The following is a 24,676-nucleotide window of genomic DNA, read 5'->3' on the forward strand; positions in this document are numbered from 1 at the left end:
AGCGCCGTGCCGCAGTGGTTCTCCCCCTTCGGTGGCCCCTGCCTGATGCCGGGCCGGGTCGAGTCCCTGCGGCGCCGCCAGCCCCTCGACAATCTGCTCGCGGAACTGGAGAACCGGGGAACGCTGCAGGTGGTGGATCTGTTCGACCTCTTCTGCCCCGAAGGGGCCTGCACCTACCGCTCGGCCGATGGGGAGATCCTCTACCGGGACGAGCATTCCCATCCCTCCAAGCAGGCGGTGAAGCTCGCCGCCCCGGTGATCCGCCGGGTGCTGACATCGGCGCCGAGCGGTCAAAGTTCGCCAGAACAACGGCCCATGGGCAGGGCTGGCGCGCAGGGCCCATGAACGATGCCCCCGTCATCGTCTTCTCCAGGGGAACCTGGTGAAAGCGATGACGGGGGCTCTCGCCGGGTCCGCTCTGGCGCGGAACCGATGGATCAGGAGTCAGCAGCCGTGATTAGCCGGCATTCTCCGCGATCAGCAGACCCTGGATGGGACAACTTGGGGTCATGGACACCTCCTCCTGTGGGTTGGATGCCAGCCGGCGACGCCTTCGGGACGGATTGGAACGATCAGCGGGGAAACCCCGGGGCCACATCCGAATCCGTCGCCACGCCACTGCTGACAGGACGTCGCAATCATAACGACTTTTTGCACCTTCCCGCCCGTGAATCCCGCAGGGAGGTTCGGATGGCGAGGCGAGAACCAGGCCGGAGAGCTTTCAAGAGCAGGCCTGTGATACATCCGTACCGCTCCGGCATTCTGCGGCAACGGCCTCGCCACTGGCGCAGGGCTTGAGAGAGGAATCGAAAGCCATCAATTCATGGCGTTGATACAACATTCAGGTAGGTTTCAGAACTCATACCCCTTCCTAGTTGCCCCTTTGATGATGCCATTCGCCCTTGCGTCCTTGGCCAATCAACTGGCCATGGTTGTCGGTTTCGTCCTTTTCAGTTTTGGTCTGCTCACAGCAACAAGGCTGGCGACGAGCTTCCGACCCAGCGTCGATGGTCAAGCATGGAAGGTCTGTGAAGAGCGCAACGACGGCCTTGACCTGTTGGCCGGCCTCATCGCCTTTGGCGTGGGCTGCAACATTCTGCTGATTTTGCCGGCCCTGATGGAGCTGCTGAGCGGATCTGGCGAACTGCCGATACTGATGATCCATCGGTTCTGCAGCGGCCTCACCACGGCAGCGGCGCTGTTGCTGGCGCTCCTCGGAGGCCTGGCCCTGCTGCAGGGAAGCCGCTGGCCCGGCCTCAAGACTCTCCAATCCATTCCATCGCCACTGGCCTCACGCTTCGGGATAGGGGCCATCAGCCCGATCCATGGAGCGACCCTGCGCGTGCTCAGCTTCGTGCCAGCTCTTTACCTTCTCTGTGCTCCCCACTTAGGATTGCAATATGATACTGGGCTCTATCATTTGCCTTCCCTTCTTCATTTCCAAGCCTTCGGCCCCGAGATAGGCCTTGCCAACTTTCATTTCAGCTTCGGCTTTTTCAACCTGCAGCAGTTCGCCCAGGTCTCGCTGCAAAATCTGAGCCCTTCCAGGTTCATTCTCTCTCCCTCTCTCAACCTCATTTTCCTGGAAGCATTCATTCTCACGGTCGTCTCCAGCCTTTCCGAAATTCAAAAGCCAGAGGCGCCTCATGGAGCCAGACAGATAACAACAAGAGCACTCCTCTTTCTTTGCACGGGGCTCATCTTTGGCGTTCAGTCACTGAATTCGCTGGTGTCTTTTGATGCGGACTTAGCCGTTTCAATGACAACATTGATGCTGGTTTACGTCCTCTACTTCTGCCGTCCTGGCCAGCGACGCGCCCAGGCTCTGGCCCTGTCTCTTTTTCTGCCACTGCTGAAGCTTTCCGGAGCCTTGGGCCTCATCCTGATTTTCCTGCTGGAGTTTCTGCATCAGATGTGCGGACTCAGATTCCGTCGCCCGCGAGGAGTCTTTGGTGTCGTCAGCCTCTGCCGGCGGGAACTCAAAAAAAGACGGGCCTTGGCAGGCACATTCCTGTTGGCCTACGCCTCCATGGTCGCAACAAACCTGATCACATCCGGCTACCTCATCTTTCCCATACCCTTCACCGGGCCGTGGGGAGACCATGCTGTTCCATTGGCGTCAGTCAAGTTCATCAGAAGTGCACTGGTTACAAATTATGCTCGATTTGAAGATACTGGTTCACTGTCAGCGAGCCTCTACCCAAAACATCTTTCACTATCAGATTGGCTGCCGGGATTCCTGTCTACATCCCGTGGTCAGCTGATGACCTTCTGGGTTATTTCTGCCATGGCACTTTTCCTGGTCCTCGCAGCCATGGTAATGGCAAACAGGCGATGGATACGCGAACGCAGGCTCATGCACCTCAGCATCTGCCTGCTACCCATAGCATTTCTTGCCCTGCTGGTACTACCTCCAAATCCACGGTTTTTTCCCTGGATCGGCTCTCTGATCGGGTTTGAATTCACCGAGCTGGTGATTCTCTATCCAGCACTCTCTCTGCTTACATCGGCGATACTGATGTCACTGCTGAGCATCCGTTTTCAGCGGCCGCTCCTCAAGTCCACCGGTCCCGAACCCTACTCCGTCAGGTCGGTTCCCAACCATCAACTGTATGGATGGCACTCAAGGCAGGAATCAGCTGCAGATTCCAAGGGTATTCCCATTCGCTCCCCACGGAAGGACAAGTGCTGGTCAATTCAACCTCCTTGCACCCCTTACCTCCCATCAGCTGAGGGAAAATCCAAAGCGACCACTACGTGGTGATCAGCAGGGTGGGAAACCAAGGATTGGGGAAGCGAGCGGCAGCCGACAGCAAGCCAGAGGACAAAAAAAGTGCCCTCCAAGGAGGGCACTGGGGTCAAACAAGAAAGGGAATTCAGAACGAGCCGATCAAAGGGCGTTGCCGCGCGGCAGAACCTCTTCAGGGAAGATGAAGTTTTCGTGCGGTTGGTCGGCGGGCGCCATCCAGGCACGCAGACCTTCGTTGAGCAGGATGTTCTTGGTGTAGAACGTCTCGAATTCAGGATCCTCCGCCGCGCGGATCTCCTGGCTCACGAAGTCGTAGGCCCGCAGGTTGAGGGCCAGGCCGATGATGCCGATGCTGCTGGTCCACAGACCCATCACCGGCACGAACAGCATGAAGAAGTGCAGCCAGCGCTTGTTGGAGAAGGCGATCCCGAAGATCTGGCTCCAGAAGCGGTTGGCGGTGACCATCGAGTAGGTCTCCTCCTCCTGGGTGGGCTCGAACGCCTTGAAGGTGTTGGCCTGGTCGCTGTCCTCAAACAGCGTGTTCTCCACCGTCGCGCCGTGGATGGCGCACAGCAGGGCACCACCGAGGATGCCGGCCACGCCCATCATGTGGAACGGGTTCAGGGTCCAGTTATGGAAGCCCTGCAGGAACAGCAGGAAGCGGAAGATCGCCGCCACACCGAAGGACGGCGCGAAGAACCAGCTGCTCTGACCCAGCGGGTACATCAGGAAGACGCTGACGAACACCGCGATCGGGCCGGAGAAGGCGATGGCGTTGTAGGGACGGATGCCGACGAGACGGGCGATCTCGAACTGACGCAGCATGAAGCCGATCAGGGCGAAGGCGCCGTGCAGCGCCACGAAGGGCCAGAGGCCGCCGAGCTGGATCCAGCGGACGAAGTCACCCTGGGCTTCCGGGCCCCAGAGCAGCAGCAGGCTGTGCCCCATGGCATCCGCCGGGGTGCTGACAGCAGCGGTGAGGAAGTTGCATCCCTCCAGGTAGCTGCTGGCAATGCCGTGGGTGTACCAGGAGGTGGCGAAGGTGGTGCCGGTGAGCCAGCCGCCCAGGGCCAGATAGGCCGTGGGGAACAGCAGCAGACCGGACCACCCCACGAAAACGAAGCGGTCGCGCTTGAGCCAGTCGTCGAGGACGTCGAACCATCCACGCGTGGCCGGTGCACGCCCTAGGGCGATCGTCATGGGTGAAAGCGGTGCGGATGACCCGCAGGGCTGTGGGTTACCGGGGGATGGTAACAACGTTGATCCGCCCCCCGTGCCAGGCGACACGGGCTGAAACTGACGCCTCCGGCATGCTTCACGGCAGGATGGCGGGCCACTGCCCTTTCATCCCGCATGGCTTCGCCCGGCGTCGCTTCCCCTTCGGCCGACGAGCAGGTGCTGGAGCAACCGGTGCTCGGCTCCCGCCGTCTCTCCAATCTGCTGGTGGCGGCCGCCGTCAGCGTCGGTGGCCTTGGCTTCGTGCTCACGAGCGCCTCCAGTCGCTTCGGCCGCGATCTGCTGCCCATCGGCCACCCCGCCGCCCTGGTCTGGGTGCCCCAGGGTCTGGTGATGGGGCTCTATGGCGTCGCGGCGTTGCTACTGGCCACCTATCTCTGGCTGGTGATCAGCATCGATGTGGGGTCGGGCCTCAACCGTTTCGATCGGGGGGCCGGCGAGGCCCGCATCAGCCGCCGTGGCTTCCGAAAGCTGATCGAGGTGGTGATCCCCCTGCGGGAGATCCAGGCGGTCAAGGTGGAGGTGCGGGATGGCCTCAGTCCCCAGCGGCGCCTGGCTCTGCGGGTGCAGGGCCGGCGGGACATGCCCCTGACCCGGGTGGGCGAGCCGATGCCCCTGGCCGATCTGGAGCTGGCGGGTGCCCGCCTGGCCCGCTTTCTTGGCGTTCCTCTGGAGGGCCTTTGAGATGGATCAGCGAGGCAAGCAACGGCGCACGACCCCTGCATCCCTTGGCTGGAGGCTGCTGCTCCTGCTGGTTCTGGGGCTGACGCCCCTCGGCCTGGCGGCCTGCGCCGCCGATAACGGCAAACAACCGCTGGGCTGTGAGGCGGCCACCACCCCCTGCCTGCAGGGCACGGCGGTGGTGGCCATGGAGACCAGCAAAGGACCGGTGGAAGTGAGCCTGGACGGCGCCGCGGCCCCGCTCACGGCGGGCAACTTCGTCGATCTGGTGCGGCGCGGGGTCTACAACGGCACGGTGTTTCACCGGGTGGTGCGCGAGCCCGTGCCCTTCGTGGTGCAGGGTGGCGACCCCAGCAGCGCCGATCCCAAGGTGGCCCCCAGCGACTACGGCTCGGGCGGTTTCGTCGACCCCGCCAGTGGCGAGTCCCGGCGCATTCCCCTGGAGCTCAAGCTCGGTGGCACCCAGGAACCCCGCTACGGCGAGGAGATCACCACCCCCACCGCCACGCGCCAGCTGGCCCTCACCCATGAGCGCGGCGCCATCGCCATGGCCCGCTCCAGCGACCCCAATTCCGCCAGCGCCCAGTTCTACGTGGCCCTGCAGGCCCTGCCTGAGCTGGATGGCCGCTACGCGGTCTTCGGCCGGGTGACCAAGGGGATGGAGGTGATCGACAAGATCCAGCAGGGGGACAAGCTGATCCGGGCCCAGGTGATTGAAGGGGGCACGCTGGTCAAGAAGAAGCCCTGAGGCCCGCTCAGGCGGGGACGCGCTTGCCCGTTCAGGCGGGGACGCGTTTGTCGGAGACGGTGGCCTTGAGCAGCTCGGTGTTCACCCCCGAGGCCCGCTCCAGGGCCACCTTGCCCGTGCGGGCGATCTCCAGGATCCCGTAGGCCTCGAGCAGGCGCTCCAGGGCCACCAGCTTGCCAGGGTCCCCCACCACCTCCAGGGTGAGGGCGTCGTCGGCCACGTCCACCACCTTGGCCCGGAAGACCTGCACCAGATCGAAGATGGCGCCGCGGTTCTCCGCCGGTGCCGACACTTTCAGGAGCATCAGCTCGCGCTCCACCGCCGGAATGGTGGAGAGGTCGATCACGCCGAGCACGTTGATCAGCTTGTTGAGCTGCTTGGTCATCTGCTCGAGGGTGCGGTCGTCCCCTTCCACCACCATGGTGAGGCGCGACATGCCGCGGTGCTCGGCCGGCCCCACCGCCAGGCTCTCGATGTTGAAGCCCCGCCGGGCGAACAGACCGGAGATGCGGCTGAGGGCGCCCGATTCGTCTTCCACCAGCACCGAGAGGGTGTGCTTCATGTCGGGCTCGTGATCGGGGTGCGGCGGGGGACCGGGGGGAAAGCCGGCATGGTCTAACCAAGGTACGCGCCAGGGGCGGCCTTCCCTTCAGCCCGTCGGCAGCCGCTCCAGCCAGCGGAGCACCAGGCCATGGAAGGCGTCGGGGGTCTCATCGTGGGGACAGTGGCCGCAGGAAGGGACCACGTGCAGGTCGAGGTCGGGCCGCAGCCGCAGGCACTGCTCGGAGACCTCCACCGGCACCAGCCGGTCCTGCGCGCCCCAGATCAGCAGGGTGGGCCGGCCCGGCCGTTGCAGCAAGGCGACGGCGGTGGCCCGGAACGGCCGCAGGGCCATGCCGATGCTCATGGCCCGCAGGGCCCGCACCGCCCCGGGGCGTCGGGCGGGCCGGGCGATCAGCCGACGCAGCTCCTGGTCGCCGATCACCGGGTGGTGGTAGGCCGACTGGATGCCCAGGTCGAGCAGGGGGGAATGGGCCAGCAGCGGCACCAGCAGCTCCAGGGGCAGGAGCCGCAGCAGGCCATGGATCACCCCCCGCTTCAGCCGCCGTCGCCAAGGGGGGCGGCGCGGGGGTTGGCGCCCGGCCATCAGCAGGCTGGGATCCGGAAGGGGAGCCGCCACCACGGCCCGCACCCACTGGGGGGCATGGACGCTGCAGGTCAGGGCCACCAGGCCACCGAGGGAATGGCCCACCAGCACGGCCGGCCCCTGGACCACCTCGGCCAGGAAGGCCTGCACCTGCCGCGACCAGAGGCGGTTGTCCAGGGCCTGATGGCGCTTCAGCCCCGGCTGGCTGGAGGCGCCGAAGCCGATCAGGTCGAGGCCGTAGACGCACCAGCCCGCCGCCGCCAGGGGGCCGGCATTGCGGCGCCAGTGGCCGCTGGCGGCCCCGAAGCCGTGCAGCAGCACCAGCGCCGGCCCGTCTGAAGGGCCCAGGCGGCGCCAGTGGCAGCCGAGGCCGCGCCAGTCCCACCGGGCATGGTCCCCCCAGTCGGCTCCCTGCTGCGGTGCGACCTCCCCGGGGGCAGGCTGGGGGTCGACGGACGACACCGATGGTTGCGGCAAGGACCCGGACTTGAGCGAACCCCCTCACTATTGCGAAGGTGCCGCCGTCGTGGAGACCGGTGGCGGCTTCTTCCGACCCGCCTCCCGGCCCGCCAGGGACTTCGGCGTGCTGCTGGCAAGGACCCTGGCCGCCGCCGGCACGGATCGGCCCGTGCGGGTCCTCGATGGCATGGCGGGCTGTGGCATCCGGGCCCTGCGCTATGGCCTCGAAGGTGGCGCCACGGCGGTGTGGGCCAATGACGCCGACCCGGACCGCCTGCCCCTGCTGGAGCGCAATCTTTCCCGGCTGCCGGCGGCGGTGGATCGGCAGCTGGGCAGCACCACCGCCCAGCAGCTGCTGGCGGGCTGCCTGGTGGAGGGGCGCCGCTTCGAGCTGGTGGATCTGGATGCCTTCGGCTGTCCGGCCGCCCTGGTTCCCCTGGCCCTGGAGGCGGTGGCCTTCGGCGGCGTGCTCTACCTGGCCAGCACCGACGGCCGCTCGGCCACGGGCCATGACCGCCGCGCCGCCGTGCGCCGTTTCGGTGCTGCCGCCCGGGCCCACCCCGCCAGCTGGGAGATCGCCCTGCGTCTCCAGCTGGGGCTGCTGGCCCGGGCGGCCTGGGCGATGGGCCGCGGAATCACCCCCCTGCTGAGCTTCAGCGAAGGACGGGCGTTCCGCACCGCCGTGCGACTGGCGCGCCATCCCGCCGCCGGGGAGGAGGCCCAGCTCGGCCTGGTGGCCCACTGCCATGGTTGCGGCGAACAGCAGGTGCAGAGCCTGCTGCGGCTGGGGCGGTGGCGGCCCTGCGGCTGCCCCGGGGCGCCATCCGGCGAGGTTCCGCCCCTGGCGGTGAGTGGCCCCCTGTGGATCGGGCCCCTCCAGGATTCCGCCACGCTCACGACCATGCTCCAGGAGGCCGAGGCCGGCGGTGCCCACCTCGACCGCCCGGGCCGGCGGCGGCTGGAGCGGCTCCGGGACGACCCGGCCACCACCCCCCGCTGCTGGCCCGTGGACGCGATCGCCCGCCGGCTGGGCCAGGGTCCCCCGCCACTGGCCCAGCTGGTGGGGGCACTGACGGCCGAAGGTTTTGCCACGGCGGCCAGCGGGGTGATGGCCGGCCAGCTGCGCAGCGAGGCCCCCTGGCCCCTGATCGTGGCCACGGCACGCGGGCTGGTGGCCGCAACGGCTGCTAGATAGGTAGCCCGTTCCCCCTTGTCCGGGCCATGGCCTCTGAAATCTTCGGCACCGCCGCCATCTTCTGGGTGCTCATCCCCGTCGGACTGGCGGGCGGCGCCCTGCTGCTCAAGCTCCTGAACGACTGAGCGCCGAACCCCGGCTCCGCGCTGGGGCCGGACGCACCCTTAGGCTCAGCCCGCTTCCTTTGCAGGGGTCCATGAAGGTTCTGGTCGTCGGTGGAACAGGAACCCTCGGTCGCCAGATCGCCCGTCGTGCCCTTGATGCCGGACACACTGTCCGCTGCGTCGTGCGTTCGCCCCGCAAGGCTGCCTTCCTGCAGGAATGGGGCTGTGATCTCACCCGCGGTGACCTGCTGGAGCCCGCCAGCCTTGACTACGCCCTGGAGGGCCAGGAGGCGGTGATCGATGCCGCCACGGCCCGGGCCACCGATGGCGGCAGTGCCTACGAGATCGACTGGGACGGCAAGCAGAACCTCTTCGCTGCCTGTCGACGGGCCGGTGTGGGCCGGCTGGTGTTCATGTCGCTGCTGGATGCGGCCAAGCACCGCTCCGTGCCGCTGATGGACATCAAGGCCTGCACCGAGGCTTGGCTGGAGGCGTCTGACCTCGACTACACGATCCTGCGGGGTGTCGCCTTCATGCAGGGCCTGATCAGCCAGTTCGCGATTCCGGTGCTGGAGAGTCAGACCGTCTGGGTGAGCGGGGCACCGACGCCGATCGCCTACATGAACACCCAGGACGTGGCCCGTTTCGCCGTGGCGGCCCTGGAACGGCCCGAAACGATCCGGCAGGCGTTCCCGGTGGTGGGTCCCCGGGGCTGGACCACCGGCGAGATCACCCAGCTGTGCGAGCGCTACAGCGGCCGCGAGGCCCGGGTGTTCCGGGTGCCGCCGGTGCTGCTGCGGCTGATGCAGTCGGTCACGGGGTTCTTTGAAGCCAGCCTCAACGTGGCCGAGCGCCTCGCCTTCGCCGAGGTGGTGGGGGGCGGTGAGCCCCTGACGGCGCCGATGGAGGCCAGCTATGCCGCCTTCGGCCTCGATCCGGCCGAAACCACCCTTCTGGAGGACTACCTCAAGGAGTACTACGACACGATCCTGCGGCGCCTGCGGGAGATGGAGTCGGACCTCGACAAGGAAGCCAAGAAGAAGCTGCCGTTCTGAGCGCCTCGGCGTGCCAGTTCGTGTGTACTATTGCTGCGTTTGGCGGCGGCCATGGCGATTTCCCAGATCAAGAACCTGCAGCGGCGTCTGGCCAATCTGGAGGAGGAGGCCATCGCCGAGCTCACCCGCGCCTGCGGCCACGAGCTCTGGGCCTCCCTGGGCTTCGATGCCTTCGACAGCCTTGAGGATCCCGACCGCCGCGCCCGGGCGAACTACTACTACGGCCAGCTCCAGACCGTCAGGGAACTGAAGGACGCCCTGGTCTGAGCAGCGCCGTCAGGCGTTGGCGCTCGTTGGCGCTCACGACGCGCCAGGCGCCGGGGGCCAGGCCCACCAGATCCAGGGGCGGGCCTCCGTCCATCAGGTCGATCGCCGTGCGCAGCAGGCGCAGGGTGGGCAGCCCCACCGCCGCGGTCATGCGCCGCACCTGGCGGTTCCGCCCCTCGCGCAACTCCAGTTCCAGCCAGGCGGTGGGCACCCGCAGCCGGTGGCGGATCGGCGGATCCCTGTCGGGCAGGGCGGGGTCCGCCACGGCCCGGGCCCGGGCCGGCAGGGTGCGTCGCCCCTGCACCATCACCCCCTGACGGAGGCTGGCCAGGGCCGCCGGGGTGATCACACCCTCCACCTGCACCAGATACCGGCGCCAATGGCCACGGGCCGGGTCGGTGAGCCTCGCTTGTAGCCGCCCATCGTCGGTGAGCACCAGCAGGCCCTCGCTGTCCGCATCCAGGCGGCCGGCGGCATAGACGCCCGGTTGATCGACCAGATCGGCCAGGGTGCCCCATGGGCTGCCTGGTTCCGGGCTGAACTGGCTGAGCACCCCGTAGGGCTTGTGGAGCAGCAGGGTGGTCGTCACTGCTCCAGCGGGGTCAGGCGCTTTCCCGGGCCCGCCAGAGGTTGACCACGCCGATCGAGATCAGCAGCAGGCCCAGATCCATCGAGATGGGAGGAAGGATCATGGGTTGGGGCCAGGGGCGCTCGGTCGGCTGACCCTATCGCTCCGCTCTTGCCACCGTGTGACGGGCTGGGGAGCGGGCACGGCCGGCGCTTAAGCTGAAACTCTGTTGTTTTCCTCAAGCCAGCCTTCCCGCATGATCGAAACGTCCGGTGTGATCGAAAAGGAGCAGGGCAACGGGTTCTATCTCGTCACCCTCGAGCAGCCTGCCGGTCACCAATGCCTCTGCCGGGCGGCGGGCAAGCTCACCAAGTTCCGGATCAAGCTGCTGGCCGGGGACAAGGTGCTGGTGGAGATCAGCCCCTACGACCTGACCCGGGGCCGCATCACCTACCGGGAGCGCAATGCCGGCGCCACCGGCCCGCGGCCGGGGGGCAACCGTCCCGGCGGGCCCAGGCGCCGCTGAGCCTGGCTGGCAGGGCTCAGATCTCCAGCAGACCGTCGGTTTCCGGACGGCGGCCGAGGTGCAGATCCCGGGGCACCATCAGGACATTGGCCTGAAGCAGTTCGGGGTGGTCCTCCAGGGTGAGCAGCCACTCACGGAATTCCTCGTTGATGGCGTAGCTGTCTTCGAACAGCTCACGGCCATCAAGGGCCGCCCGGCGGGCCAGGGCCCAGCAGACCGCCACGGTCACACGACGATGGACAGCGGCATCGAGAGGGGCGTCAGAAGGACCGTCCTGTTCGCTTGAATCGTCTGTTGGCCTGTCCATCGGGGTGATCTCGGTGGATGTCCTGTGGTGCCCACGTTGGCGGTTGGTGGACACCTCGACGGTGTTGGTTGTCACATCGTTGCAGGAAAACCAGCGGCGACAAGCCAAATGAGGCACATTTTAAGCCAATCAACGCCGAAAGGACGGCAACACGGGCCCGCTGACGCTGAGCACCCGTCCGGCATCATCTGCCAGTGCCTGCAGCGGCACGCGTTGGTCGCTCCCCGGGGAGCCGGCCCCTCCGGGGGCCATCTCCGGGGGGCGTGGGCGGATCACGTAGGGCTCGCTCACGGTCCAGCCCCTGGCGTAGCTGATCAGCAGGGGATCGGCCGGAGCGAACACGTAGGACGGACGGCGCGGGATGGTTTCCTGACCGGAGCGATCCCCGTCCATGCGCACGGCCCGGGTGATCGCCTGAACGAAGCGGCTGCGGGTGACCACGGTGGTCAGGTAGGCCACCACCCGCAGCCGGGGGGCATCGAAGCCTTCGGCGCACATGTCGATGCTGACCAGCCAGTCGGCCTCCCCGGCCTGGAACGCCGCCAGGCGTTGGGCCGCTTCCGGATCCTGGGAGTGGACGAGGTGCACCCGGTCCCCTTCCTTGGTCAGCAGGTCGGCGATGCTGCCGGCATGGACGATGTCGCGGGCCACCACCAGGCCGCCGGCCCCCGGATGCTCCAGCCGTACCCGCTCCAGGCGGCGGCGCGCCTGGAGCAGCAGCCGCAGGGCGATCCCGCCCCGATCCCCGGGGCGGATGGCCCGGCGCAGGTTGCGGGCCCGCCAGCTCTCCCGCTGCTCCGCCGACAGGGGGGAGATCTCGCGGTCCCGCCCATCCTCCGGACGGCCGTGTTCGACCCAGCCGTCCTGGAAGCGGAATTCCAGGGGCCGCACGTCACCGGCGGCGATCAGGGCCCGGGGCTCGACGCAGAGGTCCGGAATGATGCGCTCGGCCGGGCCGTCCTGGTCGTGCATCCGGATCCGGCGGCCGGAACAGAAGCCCAGGTTGTCGGCGCGGAAGGGGGTGCCGGTGAGCCCCAGCCGCAGCTGGGCGCCGTCGCTGAGGCTGCTGAAGGCGTGCCCCCAGGCCGTGGCCTCCGGTTCAAGGGGATCGAGGCCCAGGTGGTGCACCTCGTCGCCGATCGCGAGCCAGCGGCGGCCATGGAGATGGCCGACCAGCTCCCGCTCCAGGCGCCTGCGGTGCAGGGCGGCCGCCTGGTAGCTGAGCAGCAGGCCCTGGCCGGTCGGCGCCAGGGGCGATCCCCCCGGGTCCCACTCCTGCAGCACCAGGCCGAGGCGGGCGGCGGCGCCGATCCACTGGCGGCCGATGGCGCTGCGGTGGCAGAAGACCACGAACCGCTCCAGCCGTCCTTCCCGTTGCAACTGCTGGAAGGCGAGCAGGGCCCCCAGGGTCTTGCCGGCGCCGGGACCGGCGTGCAGGAGCACGTCCTGAACCCCGGGGCTCGCCGCCACCAGCCGGGCCCGCAGCAGCTGGATCAGGCGGCGCTGCCAGGCCCGGGGCTCGGGGCCGCGGGGAGTCATGGCGACGCCCGGCGGGCCGCCATCGCGGCGCAGACCCAGATCGAAGGACAGTGGCGCCATGGGCCGATTCTGCTGGGCTGGCCAGGGGCCGGTGGGGGTGTCCGCACATTGGCGTCCGGTGGCTTGCCGTCACCGGCGGGTCTGTCTATCGCGGAAGGAGTGTTTGTGGCCCCGCGTTGGTCAAATTGCTGATTCCCAGGGAGACGGCTCCCGGAGAGCGGAGGGTCGCTGCGACCCCTGAAACGGTCAGACGGCTGGTGGCCAAGGGGGCGACCCTGCAGGTGGAGCGGGGGGCGGGCCAGGCGGCCGGCTTCCTCGACGCCGACTACGCCGCCGTGGGTGCCGAGCTGTGGGACGGGGACCCCGAGGCCTGGGGAGGGGTGGATGGGGTGCTGTGTGTGCAGCCCCCGCGGAGCGAGGATCTGGCCCGCCTGCGGGAGCAAGCCCTGCTGGTGGGCCTGCTGGCCCCCTACGGCGCCACCGCCCTGGTGGCGACCCTCAACGGCCGACGGGCCTCCGCCGTCGCCCTCGAGCTGCTGCCGCGGATCACCCGGGCCCAGTCGATGGACGTGCTCTCCTCCCAGGCCAACATCGCTGGGTACAAGGCGGTGCTGCTGGCGGCCGCCGCCCTCGATCGCTACGTGCCGATGCTGATGACGGCGGCGGGCACGATCCAGCCTTCCCGGGTGCTGATCCTGGGGGCCGGAGTCGCCGGCCTGCAGGCCCTGGCCACGGCCCGCCGCCTCGGGGGTGTGGTGTACGTCTCTGACGTGCGGCCGGCGGTGAAGGAGCAGGTGGAATCCCTGGGGGGCCGCTTCATCGACCCGCCCCAGCTGGAGGAGGCCCCCGCCGAGCTGGGCGGCTACGCCCGCCAGGCCAGCGAGGCCTTCCTGGCGGCCCAGCGCCAGCAGCTGGCCGACCAGCTGGCCCTGGCCGACATGGTGATCTGCACCGCCCTGGTGCCCGGCCGGCCGGCACCCCGCCTGATCAGCGAAGCGATGCTCGACGGCATGCGGCCCGGGGCGGTGGTGGTCGATCTGGCCGTGGCCCAGGGCGGCAACTGCTTCGGCACGATCCCCGGGGCCACGGTGGAGCGCCGGGGGGTGCTGCTGATCGGGGCCGACGCCCTGCCCAGCACCGTTCCCAACCACGCCAGCGCCCTTTACGCCCGCAACATCGCCACCCTCATTGAGCACGTGCTGGGCGAGGACGGCTTCCGGCTGGATCCGGAGGATCCGATCCTGGATGGCTGTCTGCTCACCCATGCCGGCGCCTGCCGCCGCGACGACATCGTCGAGCCCGCCGGCCTGTCCCCCATCGGAGCCCGTTCATGAGCGTTCTGACGCAGTCCCTCTGGGTGCTCCTGCTGGGCAGCCTGCTGGGGCTGGAATTGATCGGCAAGGTGCCCCCCACCCTGCACACCCCTCTGATGTCGGGGGCCAACGCCATCAGCGGCATCACCGTGCTGGCGTCCCTCACCCTCATCCAGCAGGCCGGGGACAACACGGCCCTGCTGGTGATCGGAGCCCTTTCCCTGGGCTTCGCCCTCTACAACGTGATCGGCGGCTTCCTGGTCACCGATCGCATGCTCGCCATGTTCCGCCGCAAGGGTGACAGCCGATGACGTTCTCCATGGATGCGTTTGCCGCCGCCATCGATCTGGCGGCCGTGCTCCTGCTGGCCCTCGGCATCAAGGGGCTCTCGAAGGTGAGCTCGGCCCGCGGGGCCAATGGCCTGGCAGCCCTGGCCATGGGCCTGGCCGTCGTCGGCCTGCTGATCCAGATCCGGCCCGATCCGATCGCCTGGCTCTGGATCGCCGCCGGCAGTGCCGCCGGAGGCCTGGCCGGTCTGGTCACGGCCCGCCGGGTGCCGATGACCGCGATGCCGGAAACGGTGGCCCTGTTCAACGGCTGCGGTGGCATGGCCTCCCTGCTCGTGGCCATGGGGGTGGCCATCTTCGACACCGGTGATGCCGACATCGTCGCCCTGGTGTCGATCGCGGTGTCGGTGTTCGTCGGCGCCATCACCTTCAGCGGCTCGATCGTGGCCATGGCCAAGCTCCAGGGCTGGCTGGACACCCCCGGCTGGACCCAGAGCCGCCTTCGCCACGGGGTCAACATCTCCCTGGCGGTGCTCTGCCTCGTGTCGGCCCTGCTGCTGCCAGGCGATCCCTCCGGCCTGCCCCTATGGCTGCTGATGGGGGGCTCCACCCTGCTGGGCATCGGCGTCACCCTGCCCATCGGCGGCGCCGACATGCCGGTGGTCATCTCCCTGCTCAACTCCTATTCCGGGGTGGCGGCGGCGGCGGCGGGCTTCGTGGTGGGCAGCCAGCTGCTGATCGTGGCCGGCGCCATGGTGGGGGCGGCGGGCCTGATCCTCACCCAGGTGATGTGCACCGCCATGAACCGTTCCCTGGTGTCGGTGCTCTTCGGCGGTGCCCTCGGGGCCAGCGCCGGCGCCGTGGGCGGTGGCGGCAGCGAGGCCGGCTACACCCGCATCACCAGCTGCAGCGCCGAGGAATGCGCCATGGCCCTGGAGCAGGCCGAGCGGGTGGTGTTCGTGCCGGGCTATGGCCTGGCGGTGGCCCAGGCCCAGCATTCCCTGCGGGAGCTGGCCAAGCTGCTCGAGAGCCATGGGGTGCAGGTGAGCTACGCCATCCATCCGGTGGCGGGGCGCATGCCCGGCCACATGAACGTGCTGCTGGCCGAGGCCGACGTGCCCTACGAGCAGCTGCTGGAGATGGACCTGGTCAATCCCGAGTTCCCCCGCACCGACGTGGTGATCGTGCTGGGGGCCAACGATGTGGTGAACCCCCAGGCAAAGAACGACCCCACCAGCCCCCTGTACGGCTTGCCCGTGCTGGAGGTGGACCAGGCCCGCCAGGTGTTCGTCGTCAAGCGCAGCCTCGGGTCGGGCTATGCGGGCATCAACAACGCCCTGTTCGAGATGCCCCAGACCGCCATGGTGTTCGGGGATGCCAAGGCGGTGCTCAACGGCCTGCTGAGCGAGCTTCGCTCCATGGGCGTGGGCAAGGTGAAGGTGGCGGCCTGAGGGTGGGGCCGGGCCTGTGAGCCAACTTCCCGACCGTCTCGGCCTGCCCCCCTTTCGCCAGCGCTCCCCCTGGATCGGCGGCGATCTGCAGACCCTGCGGGACACCCTGCGCCCCCAGCGCTTCCCCCCCGATCGCGCCGAGGCGCTGCCGATCCCCCTGGCGGACGGCAACCAGCTGGTGGGATTGCTGGACCGTCCCGACGGCGGAGCGCCGATCGGCCTGGTGCTGGTGCTGCACGGGCTGGGGGGCTCCAGCGATGGCCCCGGACCGCGGCGCCTGGCCCTGGCCCTGGCCGCCGAGGGCTTCGCCGTGCTGCGCCTCAACCTGCGGGGGGCCGGCCGCGGCCGACCCCTCGCCAAGGGCACCTACTGCGCCCTCTGCAACGACGACCTGCGGCCGGCCGTGGCCCGGGCCCGGCAGCTGGCCGCCGGCCGGCCGCTCTACGGCGCCGGCATTTCCCTGGGGGGCACGGTGTTGCTCAACGCTGGTCTGGCCGGTCTCGACTTCGATGGCCTGGTCTCCGTCAGCAGTCCCCTCGATCTGGGGGTCTGCGCCGTCCAGTTCGAGCGACGCCGCAACCGGGTGTACCAGCGCTGGCTGATGCAGCGCCTGCGGGAGCAGACCCTGGCCGATCCGGGTGGTCTCCGGGAGACAGAGCGCAAGGCCCTGCTGGGGCCGAGGCGTGCCCGCACGATCCGGGGCTTCGATGCGGCCATCACCGCGCCGCGCTGGGGTTTCGCCTCGGTGGGCGCCTACTACACGGCCGCCAGCCCCCTGTCCTCCCTGCTCGAAGGCCTCCCCCTGCCCCCCACGCTGCTGCTCCATGCCGGCGACGACCCCTGGGTGCCGGTGGGTCCGCTGAGGCAGCTGGCGGCGGCCCTCCCCGGTCGTGCCGGGGCGGGTGCGGGATCGGTCCCCTCGGTGGTGATCACACCCCATGGCGGCCACAACGGCTTCCATGCCCCCGGCGACGGGCCGGCCTGCTGGGCCGATCGGCTGGTGGTGGCCTGGTTGCGGCGCCTCAGCCGGGGGGAAGGGGGTGGCTGAAGGGGGTGCGGCGCACGATCCACTCCTCGATCGGCACGCCGCCGATCACGTGCTGGTGCACGATGCGCTCGATCCGCTCGGGGGTGACGCCGCCGTAGGTGAGGCCCTCCGGCCAGATCAGCAGCACCGGGCCCTCGCAGCAGATGCGCAGGCAATCGGCCTTGGTGCGCAGCACCACCCCCTGGGGCCGGCCGGGCTCCTCCAGCCCCAGCTCCCGCACCAGCTGCTTGAGCCGGTCCCAGCTGGCCGCACCGACGGCCGGGTCGCCGCAGAGTGCCTTGGAGGGCGTGGCACAGAGCAGCAGGTGGTGCTGGACGCCGCTCACGCCGGCAGCGGCGCCGGCGCCTGGCGGCTGAGCGCCACCGCCGCCTCGCGGGTGGCCTGGCGGGCCCAGCCGTCCACCGCCAGCACGTCGTCGAGGGAGGGGGTGCCGTGGTGGTCGACGCGGTGGCGGTCGCAGACCCGCTCGATCAGCTCGGGGATGGCCAGGAACGGGATCGCCTCCTCCAGGAACAGGGCCACGGCCTGTTCATTGGCGGCATTGAGCACGGCGGGCATGGTGCCGCCGGCCCGGCCGGCGGCGTAGGCCAGCGCCATGCAGGGGTATTTCTCCCGGTCGGGGGCGCGGAAGGTGAGCTGGCCCACGGCAGTGAGATCGAGGCGGCGCCAGGGGGTCTCCAGCCGCTCCGGCCAGCTGAGGCAGTACAGCAGGGGCAGTTTCATGTCGGGCCAGCCCAGCTGGGCCAGCACCGAGGAATCGGCCAGCTCCACCATCGAGTGGATGATGCTCTGGGGGTGGATCACGATCTCGATGTGGTCGTAGTCGAGGCCGAACAGGTAGTGGGCCTCGATCACCTCCAGCCCCTTGTTCATCAAGGTGGCCGAATCCACCGTGATCTTGCGCCCCATGCTCCAGTTGGGGTGGCTGGTGGCATCGGCCACGGTGGCCTTGGCCAGGTCGGCGGCGGGCCAGTCGCGGAAGGCGCCGCCGGAGGCGGTGAGCTGGATCCGCCGCAGGCCCGGGGTCGGCACGCCGGTGGAGAGGCGGGCGGTGTCGGCCCAGGGGGTGCCCTGGAGGCACTGGAACAGGGCCGAATGCTCCGAGTCGGCGGGCAGCAGACGGCTGCCGCTGCGCTGCAGCTCGGGCAGCACCACCGGGCCGGCGGCGATCAGGGTTTCCTTGTTGGCCAGGGCCAGGTCCTTGCCGGAGCGGATCGCCGCCAGGGTGGGCAGCAGGCCGGCGCAGCCGACGATGCCGGTGACCACCAGATCGGCGCTGGGCCAGGCGGCGGCGGTGCAGAGGCCCTCGGGACCCCCCACCAGCTCGGGCAGGCGGGCGGGACGCCGTTCCGGTTCGAGGGCCGCCAGGCGGCTGGCCAGCTCGGCGACCCGGTCGGCCTCGGCCAGGGCCACCAGCTCCGGCTGGTGGCGGATGATCTGCTCCACCAGCAGATCGAGGTTGCGGCCGGCGGTGAGGGCCACCACCTGGAAGCGATCGGGGAACTCCTCGGCGATCTCCAGGGTCTGGGTGCCGATCGACCCGGTGGAGCCCAGCACGGCGATGGCTTTCACAGGCTGGCCCCGGCGGGATGGATGGCGTCCCAGTGTCCCATCTCCGGACGCCGGCGGCGCTGGCTTAACTGGGGCGACAACGATCCCTTCCCATGTCGTGGCTGCAGCGCTGGAACTTCATCGAGCGGGCCCGGATCGAGCGCCAGCTCTGGGAGGCCTTCGAGCGCCGTGAGGATCTCGAAGCGCTGGTGGAGGAGTGCCGCGGAGCGGTGGCGGCCGGCGATCGCCAGCGGGCCTTCCAGCTGGAGGTGTGGCAGACCACCCTGCAGCGGATCCGCAAGATTGAAACGCTGATGGCGGGCAAGCAGCCTGAGCCGGAGGCTCCTCAGGAGCGCTGACCGCCCTGCTGCCAGGCCCGCTGCACCAGGGGCCAGACCGCCTCGGGCGGCAGCCCGTCCATGCAGGCGTGGGGCTCCAGGGGGCAGGCGGGGTTCTCGAAGCGCAGCTGCTGGCAGCCGTTGCAGCGGTGCCGGCTGTGGCTGATCCAGACGTGCTCGGCCCGGGGGGCCCAGAGATCCCGGGGGCTGGCACCGATGCCGTCGGCGTCGGTGCCGAACAGGGCCACGGTGGGGCATCCGGCGGCTGCGGCCAGATGCAGGGGGCCGGAATCGACGGCGATGCAGAGCCGGCTGCGGGCCAGGGCCCCCACCAGCACCGGCAGGCTCAGCCGCCCGCGCAGGTCCCGCAGGCCGCCGCGGGCCAGCAGGGCCCGCTCGAGCCGGTCGCCGGCCTGGCGCGGCTCGGCGGGGGGAGGGCCGCCGATCAGGCCGATGGCCCCGGCCGCCAGGCCCATCTCCCGGCGCAGGCGCTCCAGCAGGGCCAGCCAGTGCTCCAGGGGCCAGAGCTTGGCGGCACGCTCACCGTTCACGGCGATCAGCACCGGTGGCAGCCCCGGTGGTGCGGGTTCCCAGGGGAGCTCCACCCGTTCGAAGTCGGTGTGCACCCAGGCGACGCGGCAGTGCAGTTCGCGGATGCTGTTGCTGGCGATCCAGCCGGAGTAGCGCTGCACCAGGGCGGGGCTGGCCCAGTGGGGATCGAGGGCCAGGGCCTGCAGGGGGTGGTTGCCCGTAGGGATCGGTGCCGCTCCCACCACGAAGCGGGGGGCCAGGGCCTGGGCCCAGGCGGCGGTGTGGGGGCTGTGGCCGTCGGCGTTGATCACCAGATCCACCCCGTCGCCCTGGCCCCGGGCCGCCATGGTTCGCCGCCACTGCGCCAGGGCCGGCAGAGCCGCCGGGCCCTGCTCCGCCAGCGGCAGGCTGGCATCGATCCAGGGGTTGAGCCGCTCCAGCTCCTTGGTGCGCTGGCTGCCCACATAGGTGAGCCGGGCGCCGGGGTACTTGCGGCGCAGCCCCCGCAGCAGCGGTTGCAGCACCACGTAGTTGCCCAGCTTGGGGGCCCCGAGCACCACGATCCGGGGCCGGGGGCCGAGGTCCTCGTCCTGGAACCGGCGCATCAGGCGGGGCAGGGTGTTCATGGCGACCGGCGGCGGCCGATGGCGATGCCCACCACCAGCCCCACGGCGCCCCCGGCCAGGGCCCCCTGGAGCTGCCACATCTGTTTGCGGAAGCGCCAGGGCAGGGCGCCGAGCTGCAGCCCCACCACCAGCGTGACCACCAGCAGCAGCACCAGGCCGCCGCCGATCGGCCAGCCGAGGGGCGCGTCGTCCAGCGGCGTTGGACGCGAGGGCTGGCGACGGACGGGCAGGTTCATCCGGGCACCGCGTCAAGGGGGGCCTGGTTGGCCAGGGGAGGGGCCTGCTCCAGCACCCACTGGCTCAGCCAGCGCCGCATCCAGGTGCCGCGGTGGGGCTGCTCCAGCCGCCTCTGGCTGTGCAGCCAGAGGCTGTTGAGCAGGAAGGTGGTGCGGTTGCAGGCCTCCAGCCGGGGGTCACTGGCGATGGTGGCGCTCGCCGTGGGGTTGGCCCGCAGCTGCAGGCTCTGGAGGTCGTCGGGGGTGATCCACTCGACCGCGCCGCAGGCGCGCAGGCGCTCGGCGTAGTCGAGGTCCTCGCAGTAGGCCGGGTGGAAGTTGGCATCGAAAAGGCCCACCCGGTCCCAGGCGGCGGGCGTGATGGCGAAGGCGGAGAACTCCTGGGGGGCCGGCAGCAACGGCACGAACTGGGGGAGGGAGGGATCGACCCGTTCGATCACCTGGGCCAGCACGCCGGGGGCGAAGACCACATCGTTGTTGACCAGCAGGGCGAAGGGCGCCTCCGGAAAGGCGGTGAGGATCGCGTTCCAGCTGGAGGCGACACCCTGGTTGGCGAAGGGCCGCGCCACCCGCACCCGGCCGATGCCGGCGGGGGGCTCCCGCTCCAGCTGGGCCAGCAGCCGGCTGAGGGCGGCCGTGTCGGCGAGGCCGGAGGCGATGCTGTTGTCGACGATGGCGAGGGTCTCGACGGGGTGGTCGAGGCTGTCGAGCAGCCGCAGCAGCAGATCGGGCCGGTTGAGGATCGGAACGCCGAGCAGGGGTATGGCCGTCGGTGTGCAGGTGCGGGGGCAGACCCCATCCAGCCGCTGCCAGAAGTCGTCCACCGGGGAGCGATCGCCGCTGAGGGAGGCGTACTGGGCCAGGCAGCCCCAGAGGTCGGGATTGGTGAGGTCGCGGCGGTTGGGGGCGGCAGGCAGGGAGAGGAAGTAGGTCCTGGTCCAGAGGAAGAGGAGGGACTTTGCCGCCTCAAGGTCCCCCTTCTCGATACACGTGATGTAGTTACGGGCGAAGCGGTTCTGTTCCAAGCGGGCCACCGGTGGCTGGGGTCATCAGCCGAAGGTGATCGAGTCGCCCTGGGTCGAGATGAAGGCCGTCTGGGTGTAATCGGAGGCGTATTCCTCACCGCCGATGATCAGCAGATCGCCGTCGCCGGCGCCGAAGATCTGGGTGCCGGTGCCGAGATCACTCCTGACGTTGAAGAAGACCTGGTCGACGGCGGTGTCGTTGCCGAGGTCGATCCAGGTGTTCTGCACCTTGGCGGAGAAGTCGAGAACGTCGGCTCCCTGGCCCAGCAGGAAGGTGGAATCGCTGACCTTGCCGCCGAAGATCAGGGTGTCATCACCGGCGCCAGCGCTGATCCTGACGGAATCGGCCTTGTCGGTGATGGTGAAACTGTCGGCACCATTGCCGGCGGTGATGGTGGTGTCCTTGAGGGCACCGGTGATGGCGGTGTTATCGCCGGGGCCGAGGGAGATCGTGCCTTTGGTGATGTCGGTGGCGATCAGGGTGTCATCGCCGGCGCCTGTGCTGATGGTGGTGTTTCTGGCGTTGCCGAGGAAGGTGACGGTGTTGTCGTCGGCATTGCCGATGTAGGAAGTGTCCTTGGAGGCACCCGAGAACGTGGTGCGCGTGTCACCAGCGGAAGGCTCCTGGATGCCCACATCGCTGATGTTGCGACCCTGGTTGGGGAAGATGCGTGAGTTGACGGTGTCGCCGTTCAGGCCGGTGAGGACCGTGGCGCCGGATGTGGTGGTCTGGGTGATCGTCTCGCCGGGATCCGGCACGAAGATCGAAAGGGTATCGGAGGAAGCCATTTCGAAAAAATGCCGGTTATTCGTTGGCCTGAAGCCTATGGGGAGGCGATGGAATCAGCATGTATCCCGTGTAACGTTTTCAAGTCGTCCTCTTGAACAACTCACTTTCAGTAGGCAAATCCTAACGACGGCTGTGTAGCGCCTTGGCCGCCGCAAGCCGATCCTCAGGCGAACGTTCAGCGGCTCATTCATTGCCGCAGCGCTAGTTCTGGGTCACCATTCCTGTCATGCCAGTGCTTTCAGGCGATTCCGAATTCGAGCTGGTGCTTCAGGAAGCGGAGGAGGCGGAGAGCCGGCAGGAGTGGTGCGAAGCCGCCTGTATTTACCAGGAACTGGTTAAGACGCATGCCGCGCATGTGACGCTGATCCTGCGGGCCGCCAATGCCCTCTGGCTCTCGGATCAGCCGGAGGAGGCCCTGGCGCTCTACCGGCGGGCGTCTCTGCAGCTGCCGTCCAGCCCCGCCCCCCTCATGGGCCTCGGCAACAGCCTGCGGGATCTCAACCGCTTCGAGGCGGCCGACCGCGCCTTCCGGGCCAGCCGCCAGCTGGACGATGGGCCGGAAGTGGCCTGCAACCACGCCTCGGTGCTAATCGGCCTGGAGGCCTACGGGGAGGCCTACGCCCTGGCCGAACGCCGTTTCGAACTCGCCAGCCATGCCCCTGGTCCCGAGGGGGGGGTGGGGGCCGTGGTGACCCGGTCGCGGCGCTTGCACGTGCGCACCGAGCAGGGCCTGGGGGATGGCCTGCAGTACCTGCGCTGGATCCCCCCCCTGATGGAGCAGGCCGCGGCCCGGGGCCAGCAGGTGGTGCTGGAGGTGGAGCCGTCGCTGGTGGCGCTGCTGCAGGTGGGTCTGGCCTGGTTGCCCCAGCCACCGGAGGTGCGGGAGCGGGCCGACTCCCATGGCGACAGCCTGGTGAGCCTGCTGTCGCTGCCGGCGGCGCTGGGCGGGGCCCCCTGCCCCCAGCCGCCGGGGCCGGATGGGCGGGGCACCTACCTGCGGGGCCTGGACCCCGCGGCGTCTGCCGATGGCTACGGCCGGCCGCCGCGGATCGGGCTCACCTGGGCCAGCGGCCGCAAGCTCAGTGATGGCTTCACCCGCCGGGAATACCGCAAGCGCAGCCTGCCGGGCGCCGCCCTGGTGCGGCTGGTGGAAGGGGTGGTGGCCCTGGGCTGCGAGCCGGTGCTGCTGCAGCAGGGGGAGGACCGGCAGCTGGCGGAGCCCGTGGGCCACCTGTTCGCCGGGGCCATCGACCCAACGGGTGATTTTCTGGCTACGGCACGGGTGCTGGCCGGCACCGACCTGGTGATCACGGTGGACACGGCCATGGCCCATCTGGCTGGCGCCATGGGCCATCCGGCCTGGGTGCTGCTGCCCTTCAGCGCCGACCCCCGCTGGCTGCGGCAGCGGGACGACAGCCCCTGGTACCCGAGTCTGCGCCTGTTCCGCCAGTCCGACGACCGCGACTGGCGGCCGGTGGTGGAGGCGGTGCTGCGGGCCCTTCAGCGCAGCAGCCGCAGGCTGCAGATCAGCGCTTCAAAGGCCTCGGCGGCCCGGTTCACCTCGTAGCGGGCGGCGACGCTGGCGCGGCCGGCGTCGGCCATGGCGGCGAAGGCGGGCGGATCGGCCAGCACCGCCAGCAGGGTTTCGGCCAGGCGTTCGCTGTCGTTGAACGGCACCAGCAGCCCGTTGTGGCCGTTCTGGATCACCTCGTTCAGCGGTGGGTTGTCGGAGCCCACCACCAGGGCGCCGGAGGCCATCGCCTCCAGCAGGCTCCAGGAGAGGGCGTAGGGATAGCTGAGGTGGACGTGGACGGCGCTGAGGCGGAACAGGGCCAGCAGTTCGCGGTGCCCCAGGGGCGGCAGGATATGGACACGCTCCAGGGGCAGCCGGTGGCCGAGCAGGGCCAGCAGTTCGCCCTTGTGGCCTTCGGGATGGGAGGAGGGGGCGCCGTAGCCGCTGCCGGTGCCCCCCACGATCACGGCCCGGGCGTCCGGCCGGGCGGCGAGGACGGCCGGCAGGGCCCGCAGGAAGCTGCGGAAGCCCCGCAGGGGTTCGAGGTTGCGGCTGGCGAAGGTGATCACCGGATCGCCCTTCACCAGGGTGGGGCCGCCCTCCAGCCGCAGGCTGGTGCTCCCGGTGGCGGCGGGCGGCAGGGCGATGCCCTCGTGCAGCACGTGGAAACGGCTGCGCAGGTGGGGGGGGAAGGTGTCGCGGGCGAAGCGGGTGGGCACCACGCAGGCGTCGGCGTCGGCGATCGCCGCCAGACCCATCAGGTTGCCGCGGCGCCACTGGGCCCGCAGGGCGGGAGAGGGTTCGCCCAGGTCGGCATCGAAGCCGTAGCCGAGCAGAAGCGGCGCGGCATAGAGCTCGGGGTAGGCGATCAGCACCGCCTCGGGCCAGATGTCGCGCAGGTAGAGACATTCCCCCCAGCCGCTGTGGGCCAGCACGGCCTCCGGGCGGTAGCCCTGCCCGCGCAGCTCCAGGCAGCGCTCCTGGACGCGCCCGGCCCGGTGCAGGTTGGTCTCCAGCAGGGGGTCCACCAACCCCGCCGGCAGGGCCGGCGCCTGCCAGGCGTAGTCGAGCCGCTGGCCGCGGGGGGTGGCACCCAGACCGAGAACGCGGTGGCCGCGGCGTTCGAGGGCGGGGGTCAGATCACGAAACTGGCCGGGATGGTTCTGATGGATCAGCAACAGTTCCATCCGTTAACGCTATTACAATCCCGCTGCCTGAACTGACCTGCGTCATGTCGCTCTGGAGCCGTCTGTTCGGACGCCGGGATACGGTGAGCTGGGGTGAAAAAAAGCTGCAGAAAGATAGCGGCCTTCTGGATACACTGGTGAGTGATCCAGGCACCATCCCGATGGAGATGGATCGCCGGCCCCAGGTCACCCCGTGGTC

28 protein-coding genes are annotated in these 24,676 nt (G+C 69.4%); 15 read left to right on the forward strand and 13 right to left on the reverse strand.

Going from position 1 to position 24,676, the window contains the following annotated elements; all coding sequences use genetic code 11:
* Both KBZ04_RS02400 and KBZ04_RS02405 read left to right on the forward strand, forming a co-directional pair.
* Positions 1–345, forward strand: a 345-nt coding sequence (locus KBZ04_RS02400; RefSeq protein WP_261350820.1) for an SGNH hydrolase domain-containing protein, incomplete at its 5' end; no start/stop codon positions are given.
* A 565-nt stretch (positions 346–910) separates the two neighbouring features.
* A complete protein-coding gene (locus KBZ04_RS02405) occupies positions 911–2,764 on the forward strand; it encodes a hypothetical protein (RefSeq protein ID WP_254990305.1) in 1,854 nt (617 codons plus the stop codon).
* A gap of 126 nt (positions 2,765–2,890) precedes the next feature.
* Here the strand turns inward: KBZ04_RS02405 and psbD are convergent, their stop codons facing one another.
* On the reverse strand, positions 2,891–3,949 hold the full coding sequence (gene psbD, locus KBZ04_RS02410; RefSeq protein WP_015108802.1) for a photosystem II D2 protein (photosystem q(a) protein): 1,059 nt from the start codon (positions 3,947–3,949) through the stop codon (positions 2,891–2,893).
* A gap of 153 nt (positions 3,950–4,102) precedes the next feature.
* On the opposite strand from psbD, the gene KBZ04_RS02415 reads away from it, so the two are divergent.
* Complete coding sequence (locus KBZ04_RS02415) at positions 4,103–4,669, forward strand: photosystem I assembly protein Ycf4 (protein ID WP_254990306.1); 567 nt, start codon at positions 4,103–4,105, stop codon at positions 4,667–4,669.
* A 1-nt stretch (position 4,670) separates the two neighbouring features.
* Complete coding sequence (locus tag KBZ04_RS02420) at positions 4,671–5,414, forward strand: peptidylprolyl isomerase (RefSeq protein ID WP_254990307.1); 744 nt, start codon at positions 4,671–4,673, stop codon at positions 5,412–5,414.
* A gap of 31 nt (positions 5,415–5,445) precedes the next feature.
* Here the strand turns inward: KBZ04_RS02420 and ilvN are convergent, their stop codons facing one another.
* Both ilvN and KBZ04_RS02430 read right to left on the reverse strand, forming a co-directional pair.
* A complete protein-coding gene (gene ilvN / locus KBZ04_RS02425) occupies positions 5,446–5,976 on the reverse strand; it encodes an acetolactate synthase small subunit (protein WP_254965067.1) in 531 nt (176 codons plus the stop codon).
* Positions 5,977–6,063: 87 nt separating this feature from the next.
* A complete protein-coding gene (locus KBZ04_RS02430) occupies positions 6,064–7,023 on the reverse strand; it encodes an alpha/beta fold hydrolase (RefSeq protein ID WP_254990308.1) in 960 nt (319 codons plus the stop codon).
* Between the two features lie 25 nt (positions 7,024–7,048).
* On the opposite strand from KBZ04_RS02430, the gene KBZ04_RS02435 reads away from it, so the two are divergent.
* From KBZ04_RS02435 to KBZ04_RS02450, 4 genes are all read left to right on the forward strand, one after another.
* Positions 7,049–8,215 (forward strand): N2,N2-dimethylguanosine tRNA methyltransferase, encoded by a 1,167-nt coding sequence (locus KBZ04_RS02435; protein ID WP_254990309.1) that lies wholly within the window; start codon positions 7,049–7,051, stop codon positions 8,213–8,215.
* Between the two features lie 26 nt (positions 8,216–8,241).
* The gene (gene petM, locus KBZ04_RS02440; protein WP_015108796.1) at positions 8,242–8,340 is read left to right on the forward strand and encodes a cytochrome b6-f complex subunit PetM; all 99 of its coding nucleotides are present in this window, start codon (positions 8,242–8,244) and stop codon (positions 8,338–8,340) included.
* A 71-nt stretch (positions 8,341–8,411) separates the two neighbouring features.
* A complete protein-coding gene (locus KBZ04_RS02445) occupies positions 8,412–9,374 on the forward strand; it encodes an NAD(P)H-binding protein (protein WP_254990310.1) in 963 nt (320 codons plus the stop codon).
* Positions 9,375–9,425: 51 nt separating this feature from the next.
* Positions 9,426–9,641: a hypothetical protein gene (locus KBZ04_RS02450; RefSeq protein WP_254956431.1), complete on the forward strand. Its 216-nt coding sequence runs from the start codon at positions 9,426–9,428 to the stop codon at positions 9,639–9,641.
* Here the strand turns inward: KBZ04_RS02450 and KBZ04_RS02455 are convergent.
* A complete protein-coding gene (locus KBZ04_RS02455; protein WP_254990311.1) occupies positions 9,613–10,230 on the reverse strand; it encodes a pseudouridine synthase in 618 nt (205 codons plus the stop codon). The two genes, KBZ04_RS02450 and KBZ04_RS02455, sit on opposite strands and share 29 nt — an antisense overlap.
* Positions 10,231–10,465: 235 nt before the next feature.
* Here KBZ04_RS02455 and infA point away from each other — a divergent pair, with 235 nt between their 5' ends.
* Positions 10,466–10,735, forward strand: coding sequence for a translation initiation factor IF-1 (gene infA / locus KBZ04_RS02460; protein WP_015108791.1), 270 nt, complete (start codon positions 10,466–10,468; stop codon positions 10,733–10,735).
* Between the two features lie 16 nt (positions 10,736–10,751).
* Here infA and KBZ04_RS02465 read toward each other — a convergent pair whose 3' ends face one another.
* Together KBZ04_RS02465 and KBZ04_RS02470 are read right to left on the reverse strand one after the other, a co-directional pair.
* Complete coding sequence (locus tag KBZ04_RS02465; RefSeq protein WP_315860035.1) at positions 10,752–11,117, reverse strand: hypothetical protein; 366 nt, start codon at positions 11,115–11,117, stop codon at positions 10,752–10,754.
* 54 nt (positions 11,118–11,171) lie between these two features.
* On the reverse strand, positions 11,172–12,641 hold the full coding sequence (locus tag KBZ04_RS02470; protein WP_254990312.1) for a DEAD/DEAH box helicase: 1,470 nt from the start codon (positions 12,639–12,641) through the stop codon (positions 11,172–11,174).
* Between the two features lie 116 nt (positions 12,642–12,757).
* Between KBZ04_RS02470 and KBZ04_RS02475 the strand changes: the two genes are divergently transcribed.
* From KBZ04_RS02475 to KBZ04_RS02490, 4 genes are read left to right on the forward strand one after another with little or no spacing between them, the layout of a single operon-like run.
* Complete coding sequence (locus KBZ04_RS02475; protein WP_254990313.1) at positions 12,758–13,915, forward strand: NAD(P) transhydrogenase subunit alpha; 1,158 nt, start codon at positions 12,758–12,760, stop codon at positions 13,913–13,915.
* Positions 13,912–14,205 carry an NAD(P) transhydrogenase subunit alpha gene (locus KBZ04_RS02480; RefSeq protein ID WP_254949625.1) on the forward strand — a complete coding sequence of 98 codons (294 nt, stop codon included), beginning with the start codon at positions 13,912–13,914 and terminating at the stop codon, positions 14,203–14,205. The genes KBZ04_RS02475 and KBZ04_RS02480 overlap by 4 nt, the downstream gene beginning before the upstream one ends.
* Positions 14,202–15,632: an NAD(P)(+) transhydrogenase (Re/Si-specific) subunit beta gene (locus tag KBZ04_RS02485; RefSeq protein WP_254990314.1), complete on the forward strand. Its 1,431-nt coding sequence runs from the start codon at positions 14,202–14,204 to the stop codon at positions 15,630–15,632. The genes KBZ04_RS02480 and KBZ04_RS02485 overlap by 4 nt, the downstream gene beginning before the upstream one ends.
* 16 nt (positions 15,633–15,648) lie before the next feature.
* Positions 15,649–16,680 carry a YheT family hydrolase gene (locus KBZ04_RS02490; RefSeq protein ID WP_254990315.1) on the forward strand — a complete coding sequence of 344 codons (1,032 nt, stop codon included), beginning with the start codon at positions 15,649–15,651 and terminating at the stop codon, positions 16,678–16,680.
* Here KBZ04_RS02490 and KBZ04_RS02495 read toward each other — a convergent pair.
* A complete protein-coding gene (locus tag KBZ04_RS02495) occupies positions 16,655–17,005 on the reverse strand; it encodes a (2Fe-2S) ferredoxin domain-containing protein (protein ID WP_254990316.1) in 351 nt (116 codons plus the stop codon). The genes KBZ04_RS02490 and KBZ04_RS02495 overlap by 26 nt on opposite strands.
* On the reverse strand, positions 17,002–18,252 hold the full coding sequence (locus tag KBZ04_RS02500; protein WP_254990317.1) for a 1-deoxy-D-xylulose-5-phosphate reductoisomerase: 1,251 nt from the start codon (positions 18,250–18,252) through the stop codon (positions 17,002–17,004). Before KBZ04_RS02500 ends, KBZ04_RS02495 begins: the two co-directional genes overlap by 4 nt.
* Positions 18,253–18,344: 92 nt before the next feature.
* Between KBZ04_RS02500 and KBZ04_RS02505 the strand changes: the two genes are divergently transcribed.
* On the forward strand, positions 18,345–18,590 hold the full coding sequence (locus tag KBZ04_RS02505; RefSeq protein WP_254990318.1) for a hypothetical protein: 246 nt from the start codon (positions 18,345–18,347) through the stop codon (positions 18,588–18,590).
* Here KBZ04_RS02505 and KBZ04_RS02510 read toward each other — a convergent pair.
* From KBZ04_RS02510 to KBZ04_RS02525, 4 genes are read right to left on the reverse strand one after another with little or no spacing between them, the layout of a single operon-like run.
* Positions 18,578–19,726: a glycosyltransferase family 9 protein gene (locus tag KBZ04_RS02510; protein WP_254990319.1), complete on the reverse strand. Its 1,149-nt coding sequence runs from the start codon at positions 19,724–19,726 to the stop codon at positions 18,578–18,580. The genes KBZ04_RS02505 and KBZ04_RS02510 overlap by 13 nt on opposite strands.
* Entirely contained in the window at positions 19,723–19,962 is a 240-nt protein-coding gene (locus tag KBZ04_RS02515) for a hypothetical protein (RefSeq protein WP_254990320.1), read from the reverse strand. The genes KBZ04_RS02510 and KBZ04_RS02515 overlap by 4 nt, the downstream gene beginning before the upstream one ends.
* Positions 19,959–20,996: a glycosyltransferase family 2 protein gene (locus tag KBZ04_RS02520; protein ID WP_254990321.1), complete on the reverse strand. Its 1,038-nt coding sequence runs from the start codon at positions 20,994–20,996 to the stop codon at positions 19,959–19,961. Before KBZ04_RS02520 ends, KBZ04_RS02515 begins: the two co-directional genes overlap by 4 nt.
* Before the next feature lie 15 nt (positions 20,997–21,011).
* Positions 21,012–21,776 carry a hypothetical protein gene (locus tag KBZ04_RS02525; RefSeq protein WP_254990322.1) on the reverse strand — a complete coding sequence of 255 codons (765 nt, stop codon included), beginning with the start codon at positions 21,774–21,776 and terminating at the stop codon, positions 21,012–21,014.
* 227 nt (positions 21,777–22,003) lie between these two features.
* Between KBZ04_RS02525 and KBZ04_RS02530 the strand changes: the two genes are divergently transcribed.
* Complete coding sequence (locus tag KBZ04_RS02530; protein WP_254990323.1) at positions 22,004–23,344, forward strand: hypothetical protein; 1,341 nt, start codon at positions 22,004–22,006, stop codon at positions 23,342–23,344.
* Here KBZ04_RS02530 and KBZ04_RS02535 read toward each other — a convergent pair.
* The gene (locus KBZ04_RS02535; RefSeq protein ID WP_254990324.1) at positions 23,278–24,477 is read right to left on the reverse strand and encodes a glycosyltransferase; all 1,200 of its coding nucleotides are present in this window, start codon (positions 24,475–24,477) and stop codon (positions 23,278–23,280) included. The two genes, KBZ04_RS02530 and KBZ04_RS02535, sit on opposite strands and share 67 nt — an antisense overlap.
* Between the last annotated feature and the right edge of the window lie 199 nt (positions 24,478–24,676).

Source organism: Cyanobium sp. N5-Cardenillas (assembly GCF_024345515.1).
Lineage (GTDB): Bacteria > Cyanobacteriota > Cyanobacteriia > PCC-6307 > Cyanobiaceae > Cyanobium.